This is a genomic window from Cohaesibacter marisflavi, assembly GCF_963665895.2.
In the GTDB taxonomy this organism is placed as follows: domain Bacteria; phylum Pseudomonadota; class Alphaproteobacteria; order Rhizobiales; family Cohaesibacteraceae; genus Cohaesibacter; species Cohaesibacter marisflavi.
The window spans coordinates 4,263,027-4,285,936 of sequence record NZ_OY762534.1 but is presented as its reverse complement, the minus strand read 5'-3'; the positions used below and the strand labels follow the sequence as shown (position 1 = coordinate 4,285,936).

Here is a 22,910-nt window from a genome sequence, read left to right as displayed (position 1 = left end):
CCTCCACCATTCTAATTAGACGGTTTCAGCTCCGAGAATTTCCCGTTCGACATAGGACTCAAATGTCGCTTTGTCTGAAAAGCAACGAAAGCCACCACTACTAGCGAGAGAAACAACATCCTTGGTTTCATTTAGAAGGACCGCAACGGGCACGGTTAATCCAGGCTGCAATCCATCCGGCCATGCAAGATCAAGAACAGCTTGTTGAACTCCTGTTTCGGCATCGGAAAGATCGAATGCGATTTCTCCCTCTTTCAAGCCGAGCTCAACAACCCAAGCATTAATCGACTCAAGCTCCTGTTCCTCTGCCTCACTGGAAATACCACCAACAACAATCGGAGTGTCTACCTCGTGAGAATCATCATCACTGGCGTCTAACCAGCGCTCATCACCATGAAGCAGTTCACTAAAGCGTTTGTTTGCTTCTTGTGCCAAAAGAGCCTTTCGAGCTTCAAGGAAGTCAGAATACCGTTCCATGCGCCACAAACTTGGATCCATTGGGATCCACTGCGAAGCCAAGGCACCTGGGTGTTTTTCTTCAATCTCCGGAAAGTACTCCTCTGGCAACCGATCACTGATCGCAAGATTGGTGTCCTTCGTGAGAAAGCAGAAGTTTCCAAGAGCATTGACATCCGCTCGTTTATAGTCGTGTTTGTAGAGCTGAGCCTTAGGAAAGATGTGATGAACTTCCAGTTTGCTCATCTTGCCAAGCAGGCTTGCTTTCAGAGGCAGACCCGTTCCCCAATCCTTAGCTTCACCCATGCGAGTGAGGAGATACAAGACGGGATAAAAACGAGCCCCAAGACTCCAGCCATTGAAATGATCCGGCAAAATTTGAAGATTCCCGTGCCAGAGGCGCAGTTTATCGATCAAAGCATCTAGGCCGTCTTGATCGCCTTCTAGAGCTGCAAGATCTTGGTCGATAACGGATTCAGTCGAGCCTGAAAACCGGCCCCACATCCCTGCTTGGGCAAACCAAAACAGAAGCTTGTCCCTCTCTTTTGCACTAAGACTAGAGCCTTTCTGATCCAAATAGCGGACCATGATTGGAACAGCAAACCGGCCAAAAAAGACCTGATCGTGATCCAGCCCCAAACGACCCGCAATCAAATTGAGTGAAACATCGATTTGCTTAGAAGCCCGCTTTAAAGCATCCTGAACTTCTTCTGCATTCTTATCATGAAGATAGCTGAACTTCGCTTCGCCGGTGAGGACAGTGTTTACTGACCTAAGCAGCCAATCCAGGGTGAAACGATAGCCACTACCTTCCCACTCTTTTAATTTAGCCTTCATAGCATCGCGCCCATCTGGCCATTCAGAGCAGATTTTCGCCAAAGCCAGATCGCCTTTGGATAGCTTGGTCCCGCCGCTGTTCACCTTGTTGAAGATGTCGACAACGATGTCCAGTGTCTTGTCTGTGCCGGTAACTTCTTCAACATGCAACTCGATCTCTGTAATTCCCAACAGCTTGTTCAGTCGCCCGTTGTAGGTTCCTGCGTTTCGACCATGCTCGGGATCACTCCAAAGGCCCGCCATCACTGTACCTAGTCCATCATTTCCGCCTTGTAACAGAGCGGAAACGTCGATCCAGAGCGGATCATCCTGCATCTTGATGGGTTGGTAGAATGCGAAAGTTTCGGTCTCCAAATGGAAGCGAAGGTCTTTGAATGCCTTATCATTACCGTCAAAGAATTGAGGGGCCTCGCCTCGAACCACTCCATAAAGTGAAGTCATGCGCTGCTGACCGTCAAGCAACAGTTTCACAATACCTGCGGCAACGGGACCATCTCCTCGATGATCAGCAGTTTTGGCCTCGGTTGCCCATACAAGCAGTCCTCCGACCGGATGGCGCTTGTAAAGGGAATCAAACAAACCACGCACTTGATCTCGCGTCCAAACATAACCGCGCTGAAACTCTGGCAATGCCATGTGGCCACTGTCGATGTGATCCAGTATCGTCGAAATTTTCATTGTTCCCCCCACTTAGTTCACCTTTGCTGTTCGCTAGCCTGGCTAGCCCATTTGAATACCTTCTGCTGCTCTTCTTTCAGAAACGCCACCTCATCAACGACCGAGTAGCCTAATTCTCGAGCCACGGTGACAAAGCCCTTCAACGTTGAAGGATCCATGTCGCCAGTCTCAACATTTTTCTGATTGACAATTATTGCACTCAACAGCGGCCACCCTTTGTAGTGGGCATACTCCACAAGGTCTCCAAGATGGGTGTTCATCGCATAGTGCACCTTGACCCAGTCTGCACCACTCGCATCAGCCAATTGTTTATAAGAAAGAAAACGCTGCTCTTTTGCGGCTTCCAAGACAGCCTTTTTGGTCGTTTCGAAATCCAGGCCAGACCCTGATCTCAAGCTAAATTCTTGAAGTAACTCAGAATAGTAGGCGTCCTGGGTACGCTGTAAACGTCTGTAATTATTGATCAGATTTTTCAGTTCATCTTTTGAGAATTCACTTGGCTTTTTCATGCTTATAACTTTCCCTGCGCTTAAATCTTTTTTCTCAGCTCCCATAATTAACTTGCTTCCTCATAAACAATGCTCATGCCTTCTTCCCTCGTCCTCTTTTCGCTTTCGGGGCGGCGGCTCGTTCGGCTTTGATGCGGTCAAGCAAGATGCTGGCGGGTTCGTCATTGGGGTCTTGCGGGACCAGCTCTCCACGGAAGGCCTTGGCGAGGAAGGCTTCGTCCAGCCGGTCGGTCAGCGCCAATGCCCGTTTGGCATCAGCGGCCAGCTTGTCGATCTTGGCAAAGGCACTCTCGATGCGCCGGACGATTTCTTTTTGCTCTGCACGGGGGGACAACGGAATTGGAAAGCCCTTGAACATGCTCAAGTCAATACGTAATCGCGTAAGGCCGAATGCAAGTTCTTGAATCATGGCTTTGCAAACTGGTGAATTGAAGAAATACATCAGGTACAATGTTGAAGCCGCGCTGGGATCTACGCTCATTTTCATGACGTCGGGTGTCACCATTGCAGTGCCAGCCTCTTGCGGATAAATGCAAGCGGTCCCGGGTGGGTCGCCCAACTTGGTGACCAGCAGCTCTCCTCCTGAAATGGAATAGGGTTGGTGGAGTTCCTTCCAGACTTCCTCATCCATGAAGTTCGGCTTGTGGGTTAGGTACTTTCCTTCTCCAACGTGCCTCAAGAAAACGATAGGTACACCTTCGGATCGAAAATCTTTCGCTTTGAAAATAGTTCCAAAAGGACCTGCACATATAGCGTTGCTAGCGTCGTCTGCTAGGCGATAATTCTGAATCCAATTCCAACCGTCCGGCAGCGAAGATAGCACTATTCCTTCGAGAATTTTAGTGACGCCCCGGATTTTCAATCGGCCTTGTTTGGCTTTCTCTACAAGCTCTACTTCTTTCAGGGAGTCAGATGCGGCAGACTGAGCTCCCCGCCAGTCCTTGGTCAGTTCCCCTGAGAAAGCCTTCGAAAGCACGGCTTGTTTGTAGCGTTTGGTGAGGGTTTCGATGCGGGAGAGATGGTCGCGGGCTCGGGCGGATTTCGCGCTCAAGGCATCCAGCTTCCCCACAATCCGCTTCTGCTCGGCGAGGGGGGGAATGGAAATTCTGAAAGCCTGTAGGCGTTTGAAATCTATGCTATCGACAGTGGTGCCAGCTTTGCTGCAGTCATTGAGAATTTTACGTTGGGCACCTTTCAACTGTCTCGCCACAAAGTCTGAATTAATTCCCTCACTTGGAGTAAGAGCTTTAAGATCTTGGTTGATTGTCACTGGTACTTGAGCGATGGCCACAGGCAAAGTGTGTTTTAAAATACCGCTACGAGTAACTAGCATGACGGTGCCGACGGGAACTAGATTGGTCGTCGAACCTTCAATCGCCAATTCGGTAATTTTGTCTTCTGATGAGGCAATTCTATCGGACTTCATGTCCTTGGGAGAGACCCAAGGGACAGTACCGTTTTCCCAAAAGGTAGAATTAGATTTGCTGGGAGTGCCTCCACCAGTCCACTTTCCGAGTTCTCCCAACTCGGCCTCAACCCACCCCTCCGGCAGCTCACTCATAGTGTCTCCTCCGGATCGGCATCCTGCTCACTCTCACCAAGCTCTGCACTGAGGGCTTCGATTTGGATCATGGCGGCTTGTAGGTGTTCCAGAATGGAGGCGGCGATGTCTTCCGGTTCGGTCAGGCCGTCTTCTGCTTCCTCTTCGGCTTCACGCAGCCAGGAGATGTCGAGATTGTCGCCACGGGCTGAGATTTCCTCGCGGGTGAAACAGCGCCAGCGGCCTTCCTCGCCCTGATCCTTACCGCGCTCATGGCCAAGAGCATCATTACCAAAGGCCTTGATGAACTCGGCAAAATGAGCTTCGGTCAGCTGGTTGGTCTTGCCGAATTTGGGCATCTGGGCGCGGAGGTCATAAACCCAAGTCTCATCGGTGTTGCCACTATCAGTCTTGCCTCGGGTGAGGAAGATGACATTGGTCTTCACCCCTTGCGCATAGAAGATGCCAGTGGGGAGCCGAAGGATCGTGTGCAGATCGCACCAGTCCATCATCATCTGTCTGAGCGCCTTGCCGCGACCATCCTCGAACAGCACGTTATCAGGCACGACAATCGCCGCCCGACCGCCGGGCTTCAGAGAGCGGATGCAGTGCTCAACAAAGGGCAACTGATAGGAGGAGACAGAAGCGGTGATCGTCAGATCGTCCCGCGTCGGCGCTCCGCCTGCCGGACCAAACGGCGGGTTGGTCAGGATCAGATCGGCCTCGCTCATCCGCTGCCCCTTATCGGAAAGGGTATCACCGAGATCCACATGGTCGCTATCGATGTCGTGCAGATAGAGATTCATAAGGAGCAGGCGCAAGGTGCCTGGCACATTCTCCATACCATGGAAGGCATGATGCTTCTGCCAATCAGCCTTTTCGCCAAGATCGAAATAGTCGTCTGTGCGCTGCCGCATGAAACGGTCTGCCGCAATGAGAAAGCCTCCGGTACCTGAAGCAGGATCCTGAATAACTTCGCCCGGCTGTGGCTGCATCAGCTCAACCAGCACATTGATAAGAACACGGGGCGTGAAATACTGGCCAGCGCCGCGCTTGGTCTCTTCTGCGTTTTTCTGCAACAGGCCTTCGTAGAGATCGCCGAACTGATCACGTTCTGCCGAGTACCAATCAAGATCATCAATGGACGTAATAATGGTAGAAAGATTTTGCGGTTCACGGATGAAGGTCGACGCATTGTCAAAGATCGCCTGAACCATGCGCGGGATTTCTTGTCCCTTTGCGTAGGTTTTTAGCTCTTCTTCCGAGGCGGAATCGGATGGCTTGGTAAGCAGCTTGTCATCATTGCCCAAGCGTGAATTGACACTGCCTAGTGCAACCAGTAGCGCTCGATAAAGCTCAAGCTGAGACAGACCATCCGACTTGGAGAGATCAGCCCAGCGGTAGCCTTTGGGGATGCATCCAGTTTCGCGGTCACGCTCTTTCATCATCTTGAGGAACAGCAAATAGGTGAGCTCGGTCACATACTGCTGATAGGTGATGCCATCCTTGCGAAGGACAGCGCAGAGACGCCAGAGTTTCTGGACGATGGTATTGGCATTCATGGCGGGACCGTTTTCAAAATGGGTAGATCATAAAAAAGCTATAGCGGTTGGGGGATGAGTCGGACAGGTCAAGCTGCCGGTGTCCCCCAGATAGCTTCATTGAATTCATGCAGCACCTCATCCAGAGAGCCGTCGAACTCCTTGGAGATACGGACAAAGCCCCCCTTGTCAGCAAAGGAGCCGTGCTCGAGAAGGGTCGGGTCCGCTACTGGTTTATCCTTGAGCGCTCGCCCTATGCGGCTGAGCCACTGGCGTTGACGCTTGGTCCAGTCACGAGATTTGTAGAGCTTATCAAGAGCGGCATCCACCCGGTCCCGATAAGGCACTAGCGGGTCTCCAAGGGCAGCCTGACGCACGAAGCCTATGATGTGGGCTGCTATGTCTGCGTTACGCGCCTTGCCATAGGCTGCACGGAGCATGGCTTCAGAATAATGCTTCTCATCCAGAAGACCGGCCAGTTCCGAAAGCTCTTTGCGAGTGAGCTCTCGCGGCTTTTGTGTAACGGCAATCAGCGCCGGGATACTGTTCATGTTCTCGCGGACATAACGTTCAAAGCCTTCAATATAGTCTTCGGGCTTGGTGTTCTTGCCAAAGATCTCTTCAATCCGCAGAAGCTCATCTTCATGGTGGGAGATTGCCACGCCATCGCCACCCTTGTAGGTTTTTACCGGTCGTCGCTCCAATAGCTCAACAGCAAGCGGATTGGCTTTGAGCCAGTCGATCAGCTCAAGCGACGACTTCTGAGAAAGATCCTGAACTGCTGCCGCCGCTGTCTGGCCTGTCGTTCGCTCAAAGCTCTCCTGAGTTTCCTCATCGATCCGTGCAGCGAGATTGCGCATCTTGACGACGACCTGTCCGGCCACCCAATCCCTGTCTTCATCATCGGGCGCGTTGAAGAGGTCGGTCACGAGCTGCCCCAGCGAAAGGTCAGGCTTGGTGACAACCGGGCGCATGTCTGACATTTCCTGCAGTTCCGCATAGATGTCTACGGCGTCATAGATCTTGAAATGCTCCTTGCCTATCTCAGCGCAAAGGCGCGTAGCACGACCAATCATCTGATCATAGAGAATGCGGCTCTTGACCCTGCGCATGAAGACGAGATTGCAGATGGATGGCACATCGATACCTGTCGTTAGCAGATCGACGGTCACCACGTATTTCGGCATCGCATCATTCTTGAAGCGTAGAATGTGGTCTTGCGGCTTGTCCGTCTTGCCTGTGATCTTCTGCACCATGGAGCTTGGCACTTCATCGATGCCATACTCGTCCTGCAATTCTTCAAGCAGAAGCCTTACGATGTCATCAGCCATGTCATCGCGAGCGGCAAAGATCAGCGTCTTGCCCGGCTTAGTGGGAGGTATCTCGCGGGCCAATGCCTGACAAACTGCGCGGTTGAAATTTTCCGAATAGACCTTGCTGTTGAACTGAGCCAGATCATAATCGAGATCCACATCATCGGGTAGCTCGAACAAATCCAGTTGACCTGTTTTGCGATCCAGAATTTCAACTTCTTCGCCACCATCGAAATGAATGCCAGCTTCTGCCAATGCCGTGGTGATGCGTCTGGGGGGTAAATGGTCTATGAGGTACCCTTCGATCACTGCTTGGCGATAGCCATAATGATAAACCGGATGGCCGAAGATCTCTCGCGTGTGCAAAGCAGGGGTCGCCGTCAAGGCGATCTTGACCGCATCGAAATAATCTAGCACCTGGCGATAGGCGGACTGATAATCTTCAAGGCTGCGGAACGCGATTTCGCTCTCTTTCAGGTCTGCATCAAGAGTGTAGCCTCTATGGGCCTCATCCACGATGATGCAATCATAAGTGCCTGGCGTAGGGCGAGCGCTGAGATCGTCTTCGCCTTCGATCCTGGCAACCATGGACTGAACGGTCGCCACCTGAACGCGCTGCTCTTTTGTTGGTAACTTTTGGCCAAGCCCTGCGACTCCATAAATCTGAGCGAAGTTCAGCAGCCCTTCAAGCTCTGTGGTTTCCAGAGCATCCTCGGTTTGCTTGCCCAAGGCGCGACGGTCGACAAGAAAGAGAATCCGATGAAAACGTGAATGCTTGAGCAGACGATACATCAGCGCAATCGCGGTTCGGGTCTTGCCGGTTCCCGTAGCCATCGAAATGAGGATGTCCTTTTGTCCCTTACTGATGGCGTCTTCAATGGAATAGACAGCTTCCTCCTGATAGGGGCGCAGTTTCCCCTGGCCGAAACTGTCCTCTGCCAATCCTTTGGCTGTCGCATCGACATTCGTCTTGAGCTTCTGCATCAGGTCTTGCGGTGAAAACCATTGTGAAAGCGCATCAGGCTTGTTGCTGGCATGGCGCATGTCACAGTGCCAGATTCCTGATTTTGTCTTCCACTGGCGCACATAGGGGCGACTATTTGTAGCAAAGACGAAGGGAACACGGAAAGGATCTTTCAGACCATGTTTCCAAGGAGAATCTGTATGAAGGTTTTCGGGATCAAGCTTGATGTCTTGCGCATAGCGTTGAGCCTGAGCCAAGACACCCGGCACATCAAGAGCTTCCCGTTTGGCTTCAACCACACCGACACAGATCATGCCGACAAATAGAGCATAGTCGACAGGACCACTGTCTGTAGGCCATTCAGCGATTGCTTTGCTTTTACCAACCTCAGGGCGCGTACCATGGCTATAGCGAAGCGATGTAGAATCTGCCTCCCACCCCATCTCCATGAGCTGAGCATCAATGAGAATACGTGTATCCTGTTCATCAAGCTCTAGGTTTGCAGCTGCACTACGGGAAGCATGTTGCCGCTCTCGATGCGTTTGCTCCGGCTCGGCTTGGGCTTTCTTCTGAAGCTCCGCCAGTTCTTTGGCCAGGGCCAACGCATTGGCTTCCTGCTCAGCTGCGGTTTCTTCCCAAATCGCGAGGTCTTCAGTGGCCTGCTTGGCCATCTCCTCAAAGGCAGCTTGGGCTTTCTTCAGCTCTTCCGTTTCGACCTGCGCTGCCACAAGAGCTGCTTGCTTTTTCCTGATCTCATCACGAAGTCGCTCAAGGTCCGCCTTCAGGAAAGCCCCTGCATCTTCTGGCTCCTTGGGTGGAACGAAAGGCCCCGGCTTGAAATCAGGATCTCTCCCGAATGACCAGCGATACCACACGCCGAGAGAACGGCAGAATTTCAGAGCTGAAAGAGCATCTCGCGCTTCACCATCAAACTGATGAACTGCCTGGTTACCAAGCTTTCGAACGGCATGAAAAACGCTTGCTACTTCTTGCGGCAAGATCTGCTGTGCCGACAAACGCCTGATAAGATCATGGATGCTTTCTTGTCTATGCTCGTCATACTGACCGGAAAGAGCTGCCACCTCCTTGACCATCAGCTCCATGAACTGTCGGCTCTTCATGAGTGATGTGTTGGCATCCTGGCTGAAAAAGCGCTCTGCCAAAATGCCCAGCTTATAAAGCTGCGGGCTAAGGCTCTTTAAATGATCAAAGTTCGTGGAAGTCATGGCGGTTATTGCCCTTTATCAGATACCTCAACTGACCACGCCACAAAGGTAGTGTCAACGACAGGCACAACCAACTAGACAAATTCCTACAACTTTGCCGTCTAACGAGCTCCTTCGTCCAATAAGTTTGCGTTTCCAGCCATTGCTTCCCTTTCATTTTGACTGGTCGTTAAGAGCGGGCCTAGTGAACCGACTGTGGCGATCCATGTTTTTGCGCATTCAATGGAATCGTTCACTGCCATCTTCATAAAAATACATCGACAGAAATTTTGCATTTCCAGCAACCACTAAGCCAACACGCTAACCCAAAGCAAAACTGAATGACTACCCAAAGGCTGGCCCGAAAGGACCGGTCTTTCTTTATACCTACAGAAAGGAAGACTGACATGCTCAAGAAAGTAGACACCACCACCGACCTGAACACCTTCTCCTTCCAGACCAATGAGATCCGAGTGGTCATCCTCAATGATGAGCCGTGGTTCGTCGCTGCGGATGTGTGCAAGGCGCTGGATCTTCCGTTGGCAGGTGGGGCTGGACGATACCTTCAAAACATTGACAGCGATGAGAAGAAGACACTACGCCGCTCCGACTGCAACGATCTGTTCGTTGGAGTTCGCGCCCCGTCCTACTCGATCATCTCAGAGTCCGGCCTCTACAAGTTGGTCATGCGCTCGGACAAACCTCAAGCCAAGGCATTCCAAGACTGGGTAACCCGCGATGTCCTCCCTGCCATCCGCAAGGACGGCATGTATGTGCAGGGTGAAGAGAAGGTAGCGACCGGCGAGATGTCCATCGAAGAGATGGAGCTGCGAGTCTTTGAGCATGCCCCGTCCTGCACTGCTCCCAACATTCGTCATCCCCGAAGAGTACCGTGACATTCGGCAGACATCGCCAGTGTCTTCCTATTCCGTCTGCGCCCGACGGCAGCCGTCCTTTCGGCCATTTCAAATCTCTGACCAGACACATCCACCGACAATGACAATCAACGTTCCTATCGAACAGAAACCCAGACGCCGCTTGGGTGCCTGTTCGCCCAATCAAAAGGAGGACTTCTATGAATTATTTAACACCTCAGACCACCATCAAAGGCAATTCTAAAGGGGTCGAACATTGTAAGAATGCCTTTATACAAACATTGACCACCTCAAACCAGGGTTACAGAGGACTAGAGGCAGATGCCTTTTTACGTCTGAACTCGAGTTTCCTCAAATACGGACATCAGCCATCAGAGGAGATGTTAGAAGCTCTAAAGGCAGTGCTTAAGACAATGTCGGATATGGCCAATGGTTCAGCCTCAAACGATGTATTTCTGTCTTCTCTAGATCCTGGCGTCGGAAAAACCCAAGCGGTCATCAGCTTTATCCAAGCCTTAAGAGCCTCACCCCTTGATGAACACTTCGACGTATCTGTCTTGATGTGCGTCAGCCGCCTATCGGAGATCCAAGGATTGGTTGATCTCATCGGCTTCGATCCTCTGGAATTCGCAGTTCTGACGTCCGATGATGGCCTCAATACTCTAGGACGTTCTGATCACGCCAATGCCCGCTTTCTCTTTACCACTCACAAGATGGTCGAAAGCAGGACAGAGGGAAGGCATTTTGATGATGTGCGGGAGTTCCACTTTGTCGGAGAACGACGCCAGGTACTAATCTGGGATGAGGCCATGCTACCGGGAGCAACACTAACCGTAGGGCGGGATGACATTTCTAGCATCCTTCAGCCAGTCCGCAAAGCACATCCAGAGCTCGGTGATGCTTTAGAGGAGCTCTTTGTATCGCTCAGAGAACAACCGAACGGCGCTCGACAGAAAATACCGGACTTTGCATCAACCTTCGACCTGACAGTAGAGGGTGCCTTGGGAGCGATCACCAACCCAACTGAGGATCAGAAACGAACTCTCAAGTCTCTATGGTTGTTGTCCGGCAAATGGATCACGGTCCGCAATGATGGAGGAACAGGAAACACGATGCTTGATTATTCCGAGACCTTGCCAGAAGGCCTCGCTCCGGTGCTGGTTCTGGATGCCTCCGGGCGTGTTCGCCAGACTTACGAGCTCTGGGAGCAGCAAAGAGGAGGGATCGTTCGCCTTCCTGAAGCCAGCAAAGACTACTATGACCTCGAAATCCGGGTATGGAACACGGGGGGTGGCAAACAAAGCTTCCGCCGCAATCGAGAGATGTTGCTTGAAGGCATCGCCAAAACCATAAACAAACGCCCAGATGAGAAGTGGCTTATCGTCCATCACAAAACGGGGTTCGGCATCAATGTTCCGCGAGACCTCAGCCGGTTGCTTCGCAACAACAGCAATGTCAGCTACCTCAATTGGGGCAGCCATGATGCGACCAACCAATTTGCTGACGTGAAGAATGTCATTTTGGCAGGAACCCTGTTCTACCCAGCATCCTACTATGAGTCTCTAGGTCGAGCATCCGCTGGTCTTCCATCAGAAATGGGAGATTTTCGATCTGATTGGTCAGAAGCGATCGCCAGAGGTGAGCTGAAGCATGTTATCCTTCAGGCCGCTTGCCGGGGATCTGTACGCAAATGCATTGGGGACCAGTGTGCCCCATGCACCGTCTACATCATAGGCAGCAAGCGCTCAGAAATTAAACCTCTTCTGAAAGAAGTATTCCCACATTGCTGCATCTCTGACTGGAAGCCAATCCGCACGACACCCAAAGGAAAGGTCGCTGAAGCACTTAATTTCATAACTGAACAGTTGGATCAGCATCCGGACTCCCATGTTCTGTTCTCGGAAGTGCAGACTGCCATCGCAGTGCTAGACAGTTCGAACTTCAGAAAGAACGTCCGGGAACATCCTGACTTCATTGAGGGGCTTGAGAACCGCGACATTATCATCGAGAAAGTAGGAAGACGTTATGCCTTCATGTTTAACGAGTTGTGTCTCTTCGACGACTTCTGATCGGAAGTAATCGCCGCGTGAATTTTGGTCCGGCTATTCGTCGGGCCTATTCACCACCATGTCGAGGTAGAATCCCCCCTGAGCCCCCCTTCCTGTCACACCAAGAGGGAGGGGGGGGGAGCAGGATTCAAAGAAGGAAGACAAGGAGTTACAACCGAAAACGAGCAAAAATTCTGTCACACTGGTGTCACAGTGCCCCCCATTTTGGAGCACTTTTCGGCCTACATCACCGATCTTTCGGGCTTGCAATGAGAGGTGCCCTCATGTAGTATCGCTCGTGTAACAGATTGATTTTTTGAAGGTTTTTCTTTCCGCTTTATCCAAGCCACCAGAAGCATCCGTAGCTCAGCTGGATAGAGCGCTGCCCTCCGAAGGCAGAGGCCACAGGTTCGAATCCTATCGGGTGCACCAATATCTCATTGATATAATTGGTGTTTTTAGAAATTCCATATTTCTATTGGACCAAGCGAATCGCCAGATTACGCTCAAATGTTCTGCAATTCCGTACAAATCGCGTACAGTAAACTGAATTGCCCCGGCAAATCCGGTCCAACCCCACCACTCGTAAGGCGGCATCTGTGGCGCAATATCCTTCCGCATTTCCGTCGTTCGAATGAAGCGCGCTGCTTTCATCGACCTGACAGCAGGAATTTGGATAGTTTCCTTTCATGAGGTGATGGCTTCCGGCAAACCTTGGGCGGTTCAAAAAGCTTGAATCGTTCGAAAGATGGTCACGGAATGGGATAGTCTCGCATGCACGTCAATTGCTTGCTTCGCAAAGAGGTTCTTCAAACATGGTCACGCCATTTGATGGTGGTAAACAGATTACATCTGCACAAGCATTCGCGACGAGACTTGGCATCACTCAGGCCGAGATGACAAAATTGACCGGCATTGATCGACATTCGTTTTATAGGCAATCAAGTTTGCGCAAACTAAATGAAGCAATTCGCCCCTTAATGAGAATCCTCAACCTAGCAAGCGAGATGACTGGATCCGATCAGCGTGCGGCTCTTTGGTTCAAACATCAACCAATTCCTGGCTGGGCCGGAAAAACTGGGTTTGATTTGGTGTCGGAGCGCAAATCAGACAGAATTCTTGCCTATTTGAAGTCGGTCCAATCAGGTGTCTATTCATAGACAGATCTGCAGCGTTCGGGTCTACACCGCAGACCCCACACTCAAAAGGAATGCAGGGTAAATTGGTTTCGGGGAAGCGAAACAATCGCACCCTTACATTCTACTTTAGGGTTTAACGCCGGCAACCTTGTGAAAGCTAACACACCAAAATAAATCAGCTTGCTGATGCGGTTGGAAAAGGATTCTCGAACGGGAACCGTTACCGGGAATGCCTTGAACAGGCTCATCAACAGACAGCATAATCTGAAGCGGGAATAACAGGCATTCTGCCCTCGATCACCTCACCTAATTGCCGCGACACAGTTCATCGCTGGTCCAACTCTGCCCGCCCTCCTTCAACCATGCCTCGAGCGCGTTCAGCGTCCTGAGCTCCATTCTCTTCAGATGACATTCCCAAACGATGGCAACCCGCCATCCGGAACTCATGAGGGTGACAACATTGCGCTGGTCCCGGGACATGTTGCTTTTGAATTTCTGACACCAGAAGTCTACACGGGTAGACGGCGTGGTTGCGTCTCGGCAACCTTCGTGGCGATGCCAGAAACAGCCGTGAACGAAAATCACAGCGCCATATTTCCGCAACACCAGATCGGGATGTCCGCTCAGTTTCCTGCCATGAAGCCTGTATCGGAAACCATGAGCGAACAGATACTTTCTAACCAGCATTTCCGGCTTTGTATCTTTTCCGCGGATCCGCCCCATCATCCACGATCTTGTGTTTGTATCAACAGTATCAACCATAATTAATTCTTGATCTTTCCCCCGAAACCTGGGAAGAGGAGGAACGGAGATTTCAAATGTCAAATGCCGTTCACATTGTCGATCTGTTTTCTGGCCCGGGCGGCTTGGGTGAAGGCTTTTCCTCTTGCAGAGATGAAAACGATCATGTTGCCTATCAGATCCAGGTTTCAATCGAAAAGGAGCAATCCGCCCACAAGACATTGAGACTGCGTTCATTCCTACGGAAGTTTGATGTCTTTCCCGAAGAGTATTATGCATGGATCGGGGGCAAGACCCAAGAGCCGGATTGGAAGCATCTGTATCCCGAGCAATGGCATGCGGCAGATGACGAGGCTCTTTGCATGGAGCTTGGAAAGCCCGAAACGACAACGTTCTTGAACAAGCGGATTGAAGAGATCAACAAAGAGGCTAATGGGCGCACTCTGCTAATCGGCGGTCCACCCTGTCAGGCATACTCCCTTGTCGGGCGTTCCCGGCGAGCAGGAATTGAAGACTACAAGCCGCAAAAAGACGAAAGAAATTTTCTGTATCGTGAGTATTGCAAGGTTCTTAACACCCTAAAACCTGCCGTTTTCGTCATGGAAAATGTCAAGGGCATGCTGTCATCCTCAATCAAGGGGAAAGCAATCTTCGAGCAGGTACTGGACGATTTGGAGAAGGCTGGAGACGGATATCGTCTGCTCGCGCTATCGGGTAAAGGCAATCTGCTCGATAGGCCAGATCCTAGAGACTTTGTAATTCATGCTGAGGATTATGGTGTTCCCCAAGCACGTCACAGAGTCATCATAGTCGGCGTCAAGCGGGAACTGGCAACAAGGCTTCCAAAAGATCTTTTCGACTTTACTTTGGTAAAGAATAAAAGGCAGACAACTGCTGAAGAGGTGCTCCACGGACTTCCCTGCCTCAGGAGTGGCCTCAGCCGGAAAGATAATCCCGATCATTGGCTTGAAGTCGTCACGACAGCGGCGAATACGCTTCAGGAGATTTCGGCGGTATATCCCGGAAAGAACAGAAAAGCGTATCTTGCCATTCTGAAAAGGATGGCATCTACCCTCTCCCAAACTGCTGTCAAAGGAAGGATGTCTACAGGCAGAACCGGCTTTTCCCGCGATCTGAACGAAAGACTGAAACAGTTCCTTGATGACAATCGGCTGGTTGGGGTATCAGGTCACGAAACCCGGGGGCACATGGCATCAGATCTTGCACGCTACATGTATGTTGCCTGCTTCGCGGAAGCTGAAGGCAGCAGCCCGAGAGCGAAACAGTTCCCGGAACAGCTGGCCCCTGCACACAAAAACTGGCACTCAGGGAAGTTCAACGACCGCTTCAGGGTTCAGGTCGGTACTGGACCTTCAACCACGGTAACAAGTCACATATCAAAAGATGGGCACTATTTCATTCATCCCGATGCCAATCAATGCCGTAGCCTCACGGTGAGGGAGGCAGCAAGGCTGCAGACATTCCCAGACAACTATCATTTCATGGGCAACAGGACGCAGCAGTTTGTGCAGGTAGGAAACGCAGTCCCTCCCTTTCTGGCACGGCAGATAGCAGAGTTACTGCTTCCAGTGTTCCAGTTTATTTGAAAAAGGTTAGGTACCAACCTGATCCGGAAGCCCGTTTTTTCTCAGCTTTTCGAGAATTTTCATTGCTTCCCTGCACTGTTTTGCCGAAGGGGTTTTCTGCGGAATGGATGCACAGGCCAATAGTATGCCAATCTCATCATGAGAAATCAGGCGCTGCCTGTTTCCCCACTCCATCGTGCGAGACCAGAAAACTCCCCCAAGATTATAAACTTCGATTTCAGCCTCCACCCCCGCATTGAACGCCTTCTCGGAACGCGCAGCTCTAGCTTTTTCTTTGGCGATATCAATGGCAATCAGAGCATCATCAAGATGCTCTGGATAATCGAACCTCATGTCACACAACTGTTTCCAGCAGACCTCTTTCTTGGCCCATTCACTGAAGTTACGAACTCCCACTGGTGGATGAGCAATGGTATACTGAGCCTTTTCAGCAGCAACATTGAGCGCATCCTTCAATGCCTGAGATATCGCCTGACGCCGCCAGATGGTCTCGAGATCGATCTGCTTTTTCGTCGCGTCTACATCCCGTACAAGCTTTGCAATAGCGTAGGTAACGATGTTGGCCCGATAGCCACCTTCATACCAAGGAGCCTCGGAAACAAGCTTTTCTGTGGCCTTGAAAACAATGGCTTTGGCAATCATGCTCCGATACCAAAGCTCATCGATATTTGCTCCCTCGCTCCCCCAACGCTTTTCCATACCTTCGGCAAATATCTTGAAATTCTTCTGGGCCCCCTTGCTCACCTCATGAGGAAGCCTAGACCAGGTATTTTCAAATTTTGCAAGATCCGTCTTGGTAACGAACTGCTTCCTTGGGTATTCAGCATCGAATTTTTTCCTCTCCGCATCAGAACGACGGCCTCTCTCGTCTGCGAATTGCCCCCTAGCCCTTTCATAAAACCATTTGGATTCCCGATACCCATCTGCTCCAGCGGGTGCCAAGACCCGTCTTGAAAGCTCTTGAATCCTGACGTGAAATGGATGATTTGAAAAGAAGTCGGCAGCATTCACCTTGTTCTGACTGTTTGCATATTCTGAAATCTTTGGAACGATATTTTCGCTTAGATCTCTTGGCACAATTGTCAGCTTCATCTGCACATGCACCTTTGCTATCTGATCTGCGAATGTTCTCATACCTGCATGGATTGACGCTGTGGTCTGGCCACCATTCACGATTTGCAGGTTGTCTGCTCGGACGAGTAGAGGGCCATGCGGTGACGGTTCTATATCAATAGAATCTGCGGTCGTGCTCAATCCGTTGTTGTAAGAGAAGAACATTGCCGGCTCATCCCTTATGGTGTTTCGGATACCTCGGTTCACATTGCCCTTTGCCTGCAGAAAGCTCCTTACATTGGCTTCCAGCAGGCGTGCTCCCCACTTTTCATAGATTGCAGCCAGTTGTTTCCCAGGTACGATCGCAAGGTAGCTTTCCAGCGTCTCGTCTCCGATTGACGCTGGAAGCACAGGTATTCCCCCTCCGAAATCTTTCTTGAAATCTATTACCAAGCTGCCGCGCGCCTGACCCTGCTCTGCAAATTGTTTCAACCTCTTCAGGTCCCAGACACTGAGTGTGGTCGGCTTCCCGATGATTTCATTGACCAAAGCGCCATCGGCCCGAGCCCTGAAGTCAGCATTCGTTACAATGATCAATTTTATCTTCGTAATATCTTTCCAGGTCGTGGAAACCAGGTCTGCCACGCCAAATGCCGCCGATGTTTCTTCCAAACCGTCTCGAAATTGTTCATCCAAGCAAGCTTCCGCAAAATGGTACATGCGTTGCAGCAGACCTCTTGCCTGCTGTGTATTGATGCTTCGTACTTCATCAGTGATGGAAAAGTCGCAAAGAATTAGGCTCAGTATCCCATCGCTCTCTCGGGGATCTCCACCATATCCATCAATCTGAATGGTGTACCTAGAGTGACGGCCTTCATAAAACGCTCTCCCGGGACTATCGACCTCTCCGGCTTCAGTCAAATATTCGGCAACCTTTTCAAAGAAGGCTTCAACCGTTATCAGGCCAAGAGCGTCGGCATCTCCTTGGACATCGGCAATGAGCTGATGATGAAACTCAAGAAGCTCCAACATTGTTTTCCATCCTTGCAATTTTTCCGAACAGATCGGCAACGGCAAATTCCCGACATGCATCCAACGACAAAGAATATTTGATATTGCTCACTCCAAAGGGCAGCGGTGGCACTACTCGCGGAAACCCTTCTGTGATCTCAAAATCCATTGAATCCCCGATTTTCCAATTCCGGTCGTCATACTTGTCATTCGCATCATAGCCCGAGGCTATCAAAGACTGATCCCAAAGATTGACAACATGCGGATCTGTCTGAAAGAGCCGCGCAGTCTCATTGACCAGATCATGTAGACTTGTGCCGGAAGGGGAAACAGAGGATGAAACCTCCGTCACTCTCAGGAAAAGCCTAGCATCATGAACATCTGAAAGTTGAAACTCTGACGAAATGGATACGAAAGGCTTGGAAGCAGACCGTCGTGTCTTGATCTCGACACAACCATGAAGCAACTCGAAATCCTTAGGAGCCCCTAAGGGTCCCTTCCAGGCTTCAATCGCTTTCTGTGGTCCTAGGCATCCCACCAGTTCCTGAAGAAATGCCAATTCCCCAATCAGTCCGCGCTGTTCTTCGACAGAAAGCCCTCTGGAAGAACCAGAACGCAGAAGATAGTGCCATCTGTTGGCCTGCCTCACGACTTCAAGCAAAGCGAGCCGTTCGTCAGGAGCTGCCTCTCCTGACGAAACGATGTTCCGGCAAAAAGCGCGAAACACTTCGATCTGATCAGGTTTTTTTTCTTTGAGCCCGAAGACAAGAGCCACGCCCTTTTCCAGAGAACGAAAATCGATTTCAAGACTTGCAAGCGTTGGCAGCTTCGGTCGAGGATCGACTACATCCGAAAACTCCAGCATCAACCCCGGCAGATCTTTTTCAAGACGAACCCAGAAGAAATCATGGCGCCCTTTGCTTTCCACTCTTTTGGCATCGCCGATCTGAAGGCCTTTCCAAGGATCATTCTCCATCAATGATCTCCATAAACTCTTCGTCGACATCTTCCTCCCCGAACATTTCCCTCATCCAAGTTGGTGTCACGATGTATTCGACAGATTGCTCAGGTCGTGCAGAAGCAGGCAAACTCATTCCCCAAGCAACAACCGTCTGGGATGGAATTTTCGAGACACGAGCGTCCTCAGACATATTCTTGGGCGGCGTCGCTTGTACAAGATAGATGATGAAAAGAGGACGCTCTCTTGCCTGTCTATAAATCCGGTCTGGAAAGTTTGGCTTGGTTTCTTTGCCTGCACGCTGCGTAAGGTAGTTTAATTCAGCCTCCTCCGCCTTTTGGGGATTAATCCCAGCCTTTTCAATACCACGCGATCCGACACGCATCTTGCTGCCACTGAAAGACATGAACCCGCGCCTCAGGTCATCAAGCCCCACATAACGTTCAATATGCCCCACTGGAATTCCGCAGATCTCATCCGTCTTGTTCTTGGTTCCAGCAATCAGGACATCCCATTGGCCAAGTTCATCATCCTTTCCAGCCCTTATGTATGACCGGACCGGGGCAGGATCTGTCTGAATGCTCTGAAGAGCATTCCTCCAACCGGCAAGAAACTCGTCGATAACATCGAAAGATACCTCCCGGAACAATGTCTGCCCCAGAAACTCATCCCGCTTAGCCTCTGCGACGAGCCGAGCTACAAGTTTTTCGACCAGTTTCCTGTTGGCATCGATATATCCGGGATTGATGCTCACTCGCGCTGTTTCGACAAACTTGTTGGATAATCCCACCTGAGTGGTGACTTTCTGACCAGCGCCCATCTTGTTGCGAGCAGTCACCAGCAGTGAGGCAGGATGGCTCCGGACAGCAAGCCCGAATTCCTCCGGCGTAGCCTTGGCATTCTCCATCTTTTTCAGTTCATCAAACAGCTCATCTGTCGCTTCGGCAATAAAGGAATACCACTCGATAGCATTATCAGGCATCCAGATGCGGCAAAGATCCTCGTATCCCCCTCGATATCCGAACCAGCGCCCCATTTGCATCAGGGTATCATACATCATTGTATTCCTGAGGAACCAGGTGACGGTGAGCCCTTCAAGGGTGAGCCCACGGGAGAGAGAATACCCTCCTACCGCTATGATGCACTGCCCCTTTTCCCCCGCATCGGAATAGTCAAGCCCGTTGGCATTGCTATTGACTTCGACAACCTTGGCCGACGCGATGGCATCAAACAGGGCCGCCTGTATTTCACTCCAATCTGTGTCGGTATCTGAATATTCGGTTTCCCAGACTTCCTTGAGCGCAGCTATCTCTGGATCCGAGAGCGCCCTGCTTCCCTTGCTGGCATTGATCCGGACAGCATTCTGAATTCTCTCCACAAGATCATGAATCCGGTTCCGCAAAAGCCGCTGTACAGCTGTAAACCGGCTAGCATTGACCAACATCGAACAATGCGCAGACACCTGATTGCGCAGATTCCGGATGGTTCTCGCCACAAGGAACAACCTTACAGCCTTCTCCAAAGACGGAGGCAATTCGTCAACGACAAGATCGATCTTGTGAGAAATCGGAATGAATGGCTCATTGTCATCAATGTATCGAAGGAATACCGGGTCTTCATCCTCAGGAAGACCATCGATAAATACACGTTTGGGTCCAAAATAATTCGTCGGAGCATCCAAGCCTATGATGAAATTCCGAGGGAACAGATCTTCTTTCCTCATTTCATCTTCCTGATCCGGATCGATGAATATGTTGGCAAATGGGGTTGCCGTGTACCCCACATAACAGCTGCGGTGAAACATGTTCAGAAGATCTCGTATCTGGCCGTTGATCTTCGTGATGTCACTCTTCTTGTATTTGGTATTGATCGAGGCATTGTCTGCCTCGTCATCGATCAGCAGCATTGGCTGATCGATCATTTCATTGTCTCCCTTGGCACTGTTGTCCCGAAGCCAATCCAGAAGATTGCCCAGTGTCCGATAATTCTTCTTGATGACTAGCACGACGGGGACCTTGTATGAATCGATCTCGCTCGTATTGGTCGAAGCCGTTGCCTTGTTGAAGTCTTTCAGCGTATTTGTAAGACTGACTGGAGTGTTGGAAGGATCAAAATGGCCAACGCCTTTCAAAAATTTCTTATGCCCCTTGGAAATCTGCTTCTTCCCGGTATCCCGTCCGATGAAGCCCTCATCTATCCGCTCCTGGGTCTGGTTCCGGAGGTTGTTGTGAATTCCCGCAATGACGATGATCAGCCGATAACCTGCATCTGCAGCCTTGCAGATCAGACCAGTATAGTTTGACGTCTTCCCGCTCTGGACATGACCGACTACCATTCCCCGGCGATCCCATTTCGAGCGGTTCATTGGATTTCCAAGCCGACTGAGTATCCTGTCTGTGACAGTGTCGGTCGAAATCACGACATCTTTTGGCAATCCATTCTTAAGAAGAAGCTGCCGGTATCGGCTCCAATAGAACGGAACAATGGACGACTTTGCATCATCCAACCAAGGCTCATAATCTTCACTGTCCAGGATAGCTCCCAACCCAGCTCTGATGCCTTGCTTCTCTTCAGCCACCCTCGCCACATATTCAAGCTCCTCCACGCCCAACTCTGGCGCGACAGCAGCGGCCAACCCCTTGATAAGGATCCGGAGTTCATGCCCAGTTTTCCGTTCCTGCCCGAACAGGGCAGTATCAACTAGACCAATCAGGTTAGTGCACGCCGCTTCATTCTGCATCGATTTCTTCCAGTGCTTGTTCGATCACCTGCTTTGCAAGTTCCCAATTTTGTCGGAGATACGCGTGGCTTTTGAGCGTATCGGCCAGTAGGGCCCTTTTGACCCCACTGGAAAGCAGCACATCTGTCAGCGACTTGACGACCCTTTTAATTTCGTCAAGTTCAGGGCTATCCGGGATTACTGCCTCTGCATTACCGACGAGATCTGCGTGGAGGGTGTCAACAGGCAGGCCTGTCCCAAGCAACCGCAAACAAGACAAGAAGTCGTGCTTCAGTTCATCAGGCAGTCTGCCCTTGAAATCCTCAAAGAGAGGATGATCCAGATTAGGTTGAAATATGATCACCCCGTCTTTTTGCAGCCTGTTCCAGATGGGATATCTGGTCTCGTCGACCAGTTTCCGTCCTCTGGCAGTATAAGTGCGCTTGGAAGTTCCGAGGTATCGTTCTACGACCTTTTTCAGTCTTTGCTTAACAGCCGGAGGCAATTGGGCAGAGGCCTTCTTGACATCGATTTTCCACTCTGCATCCATTGTATTTGGAATATCGACCTGTATCCGACACAGCTTTGTTAGCTCCGTCGACCTTGCAAGACCCAGCCACCCCCCGGCAATGATCAGTCTCTTTTCTCGATAAACGTAAAAACCTTGAGATTTCAGATGTCCCTCAGCCCCGCCAATCCGTTCCCACTCGCCTTTCGTCATATTCTTGTGATGAGGAAGAGTGAAACATTGGGTTCTGACCGTTCCACTGTTCATTGCAATGGTCTCGGCCGGATCAACCTGCCGGGCCGAATTTTTTGAGGCAAATGGATCTGCAGGGGTAAGTGATCGCCCATTGAGACTGAGCTTGATGTCCGGTTTTCTCCCTTCCATAAAGCGATGAAAGACTAAGCACAGATGTTGTTCAGCACTCGCCAATGCAGCATTCAGGGTCTCAGTAATTTTGTCGCCTTCAGATCTCTCACCGACCAACCGGTCCAGTTTTTCCCAGATAACAACCGTTCCATGATCCCGCAGGATGTCGGAAAGCTCCCATTCATCCGAAGCAGAAACAATCTCAAGGTTCCAGTTGTTTCTCTGGGCAACATGATCCAAGTCCCAACGCGCGCAGACTTCTATTCCGCCCTTGCGGGTCACCACAGACAAACGTCGGCACTGAGAAAAACTGGCAGTCTTCAGACCAAGACCAAAGCGCCCCAGATCATGCTCGGGCCGCTTTTCTGTCGGGCTCTTGGACCCCAAGGTCATGGCTTTAACGAGCTCATCCCGAGACATGCCACAGCCATCATCAGCAATCGCAATTCGAGGAGATGCCGAAGAGGTTTCGGCCACTATCTTTATATCATGCGCTCCAGCCGTGATTGAGTTATCTATAATATCAGCCAAAGCCGTTTGAAGATCATATCCGAAGTCGCGATGCCCTTCGATCAGGATTGACGCAGCTGGCGTCACATCAACTTCTTCAATGACCGAATTGTCGACTGCCAGAAAAGTCATAATGCTCCATGCCACGACAGGGAAAACCCATCGTAATGAATTACTTCAACCAAAACACACAAACGAGATATTGTCGCTCTCAAAATCGAGCCATAATCTGAAGCTGTGGCCAGCTTAACTACCTCCTACACGATTAATCAACATCTGAGTAACAAATACCACAGGTTGATATCACCCAGAGACATGTCTAACTCACATCC

14 protein-coding genes and 1 tRNA gene are annotated in these 22,910 nt (G+C 50.7%); 5 read left to right on the top strand and 10 right to left on the bottom strand.

The window, feature by feature from the left end; genetic code table 11:
- Positions 1–15: 15 nt before the first annotated feature.
- From ACKPCT_RS20080 to hsdR, 5 genes are all read right to left on the bottom strand, one after another.
- Positions 16–1,971: a GmrSD restriction endonuclease domain-containing protein gene (locus ACKPCT_RS20080; protein WP_319567789.1), complete on the bottom strand. Its 1,956-nt coding sequence runs from the start codon at positions 1,969–1,971 to the stop codon at positions 16–18.
- A 17-nt stretch (positions 1,972–1,988) separates the two neighbouring features.
- Positions 1,989–2,525 (bottom strand): hypothetical protein, encoded by a 537-nt coding sequence (locus ACKPCT_RS20075; protein ID WP_319567788.1) that lies wholly within the window; start codon positions 2,523–2,525, stop codon positions 1,989–1,991.
- Positions 2,526–2,553: 28 nt separating this feature from the next.
- Positions 2,554–4,041, bottom strand: a complete 1,488-nt coding sequence (locus ACKPCT_RS20070) for a restriction endonuclease subunit S (protein WP_319567787.1) — start codon at positions 4,039–4,041, stop codon at positions 2,554–2,556.
- Complete coding sequence (locus ACKPCT_RS20065) at positions 4,038–5,582, bottom strand: class I SAM-dependent DNA methyltransferase (protein WP_319567786.1); 1,545 nt, start codon at positions 5,580–5,582, stop codon at positions 4,038–4,040. The genes ACKPCT_RS20070 and ACKPCT_RS20065 overlap by 4 nt, the downstream gene beginning before the upstream one ends.
- A gap of 68 nt (positions 5,583–5,650) precedes the next feature.
- Positions 5,651–9,064 (bottom strand): type I restriction-modification system endonuclease, encoded by a 3,414-nt coding sequence (gene hsdR / locus ACKPCT_RS20060; protein WP_319567785.1) that lies wholly within the window; start codon positions 9,062–9,064, stop codon positions 5,651–5,653.
- 386 nt (positions 9,065–9,450) lie between these two features.
- On the opposite strand from hsdR, the gene ACKPCT_RS20055 reads away from it, so the two are divergent.
- The 4 genes from ACKPCT_RS20055 (at position 9,451) to ACKPCT_RS20040 (ending at position 13,126) form a co-directional block, all read left to right on the top strand.
- The gene (locus ACKPCT_RS20055) at positions 9,451–9,939 is read left to right on the top strand and encodes a BRO-N domain-containing protein (protein ID WP_319567784.1); all 489 of its coding nucleotides are present in this window, start codon (positions 9,451–9,453) and stop codon (positions 9,937–9,939) included.
- A gap of 179 nt (positions 9,940–10,118) precedes the next feature.
- The gene (locus ACKPCT_RS20050) at positions 10,119–11,987 is read left to right on the top strand and encodes a hypothetical protein (RefSeq protein WP_319567783.1); all 1,869 of its coding nucleotides are present in this window, start codon (positions 10,119–10,121) and stop codon (positions 11,985–11,987) included.
- Positions 11,988–12,321: 334 nt separating this feature from the next.
- Positions 12,322–12,398: transfer RNA gene (locus tag ACKPCT_RS20045), tRNA-Arg, on the top strand.
- A 383-nt stretch (positions 12,399–12,781) separates the two neighbouring features.
- Positions 12,782–13,126 (top strand): DUF2384 domain-containing protein, encoded by a 345-nt coding sequence (locus tag ACKPCT_RS20040; RefSeq protein WP_319567782.1) that lies wholly within the window; start codon positions 12,782–12,784, stop codon positions 13,124–13,126.
- A gap of 285 nt (positions 13,127–13,411) precedes the next feature.
- On the opposite strand, the gene ACKPCT_RS20035 is transcribed toward ACKPCT_RS20040, so the two are convergent.
- Entirely contained in the window at positions 13,412–13,867 is a 456-nt protein-coding gene (locus tag ACKPCT_RS20035; protein WP_319567781.1) for a very short patch repair endonuclease, read from the bottom strand.
- Positions 13,868–13,923: 56 nt separating this feature from the next.
- On the opposite strand from ACKPCT_RS20035, the gene ACKPCT_RS20030 reads away from it, so the two are divergent.
- Positions 13,924–15,453, top strand: coding sequence for a DNA cytosine methyltransferase (locus ACKPCT_RS20030; RefSeq protein ID WP_319567780.1), 1,530 nt, complete (start codon positions 13,924–13,926; stop codon positions 15,451–15,453).
- 6 nt (positions 15,454–15,459) lie between these two features.
- Here the strand turns inward: ACKPCT_RS20030 and ACKPCT_RS20025 are convergent, their stop codons facing one another.
- The 4 genes from ACKPCT_RS20025 to ACKPCT_RS20010 are packed head-to-tail and all read right to left on the bottom strand — an operon-like array spanning position 15,460 to position 22,710.
- The gene (locus ACKPCT_RS20025) at positions 15,460–17,538 is read right to left on the bottom strand and encodes an AIPR family protein (RefSeq protein WP_319567779.1); all 2,079 of its coding nucleotides are present in this window, start codon (positions 17,536–17,538) and stop codon (positions 15,460–15,462) included.
- Positions 17,522–18,523, bottom strand: coding sequence for a PD-(D/E)XK motif protein (locus ACKPCT_RS20020; protein ID WP_319567778.1), 1,002 nt, complete (start codon positions 18,521–18,523; stop codon positions 17,522–17,524). The genes ACKPCT_RS20025 and ACKPCT_RS20020 overlap by 17 nt, the downstream gene beginning before the upstream one ends.
- The gene (locus ACKPCT_RS20015; protein WP_319567777.1) at positions 18,483–21,215 is read right to left on the bottom strand and encodes a Z1 domain-containing protein; all 2,733 of its coding nucleotides are present in this window, start codon (positions 21,213–21,215) and stop codon (positions 18,483–18,485) included. Before ACKPCT_RS20015 ends, ACKPCT_RS20020 begins: the two co-directional genes overlap by 41 nt.
- Entirely contained in the window at positions 21,205–22,710 is a 1,506-nt protein-coding gene (locus ACKPCT_RS20010; protein WP_319567776.1) for an ATP-binding protein, read from the bottom strand. The genes ACKPCT_RS20015 and ACKPCT_RS20010 overlap by 11 nt, the downstream gene beginning before the upstream one ends.
- Positions 22,711–22,910: the final 200 nt, after the last annotated feature.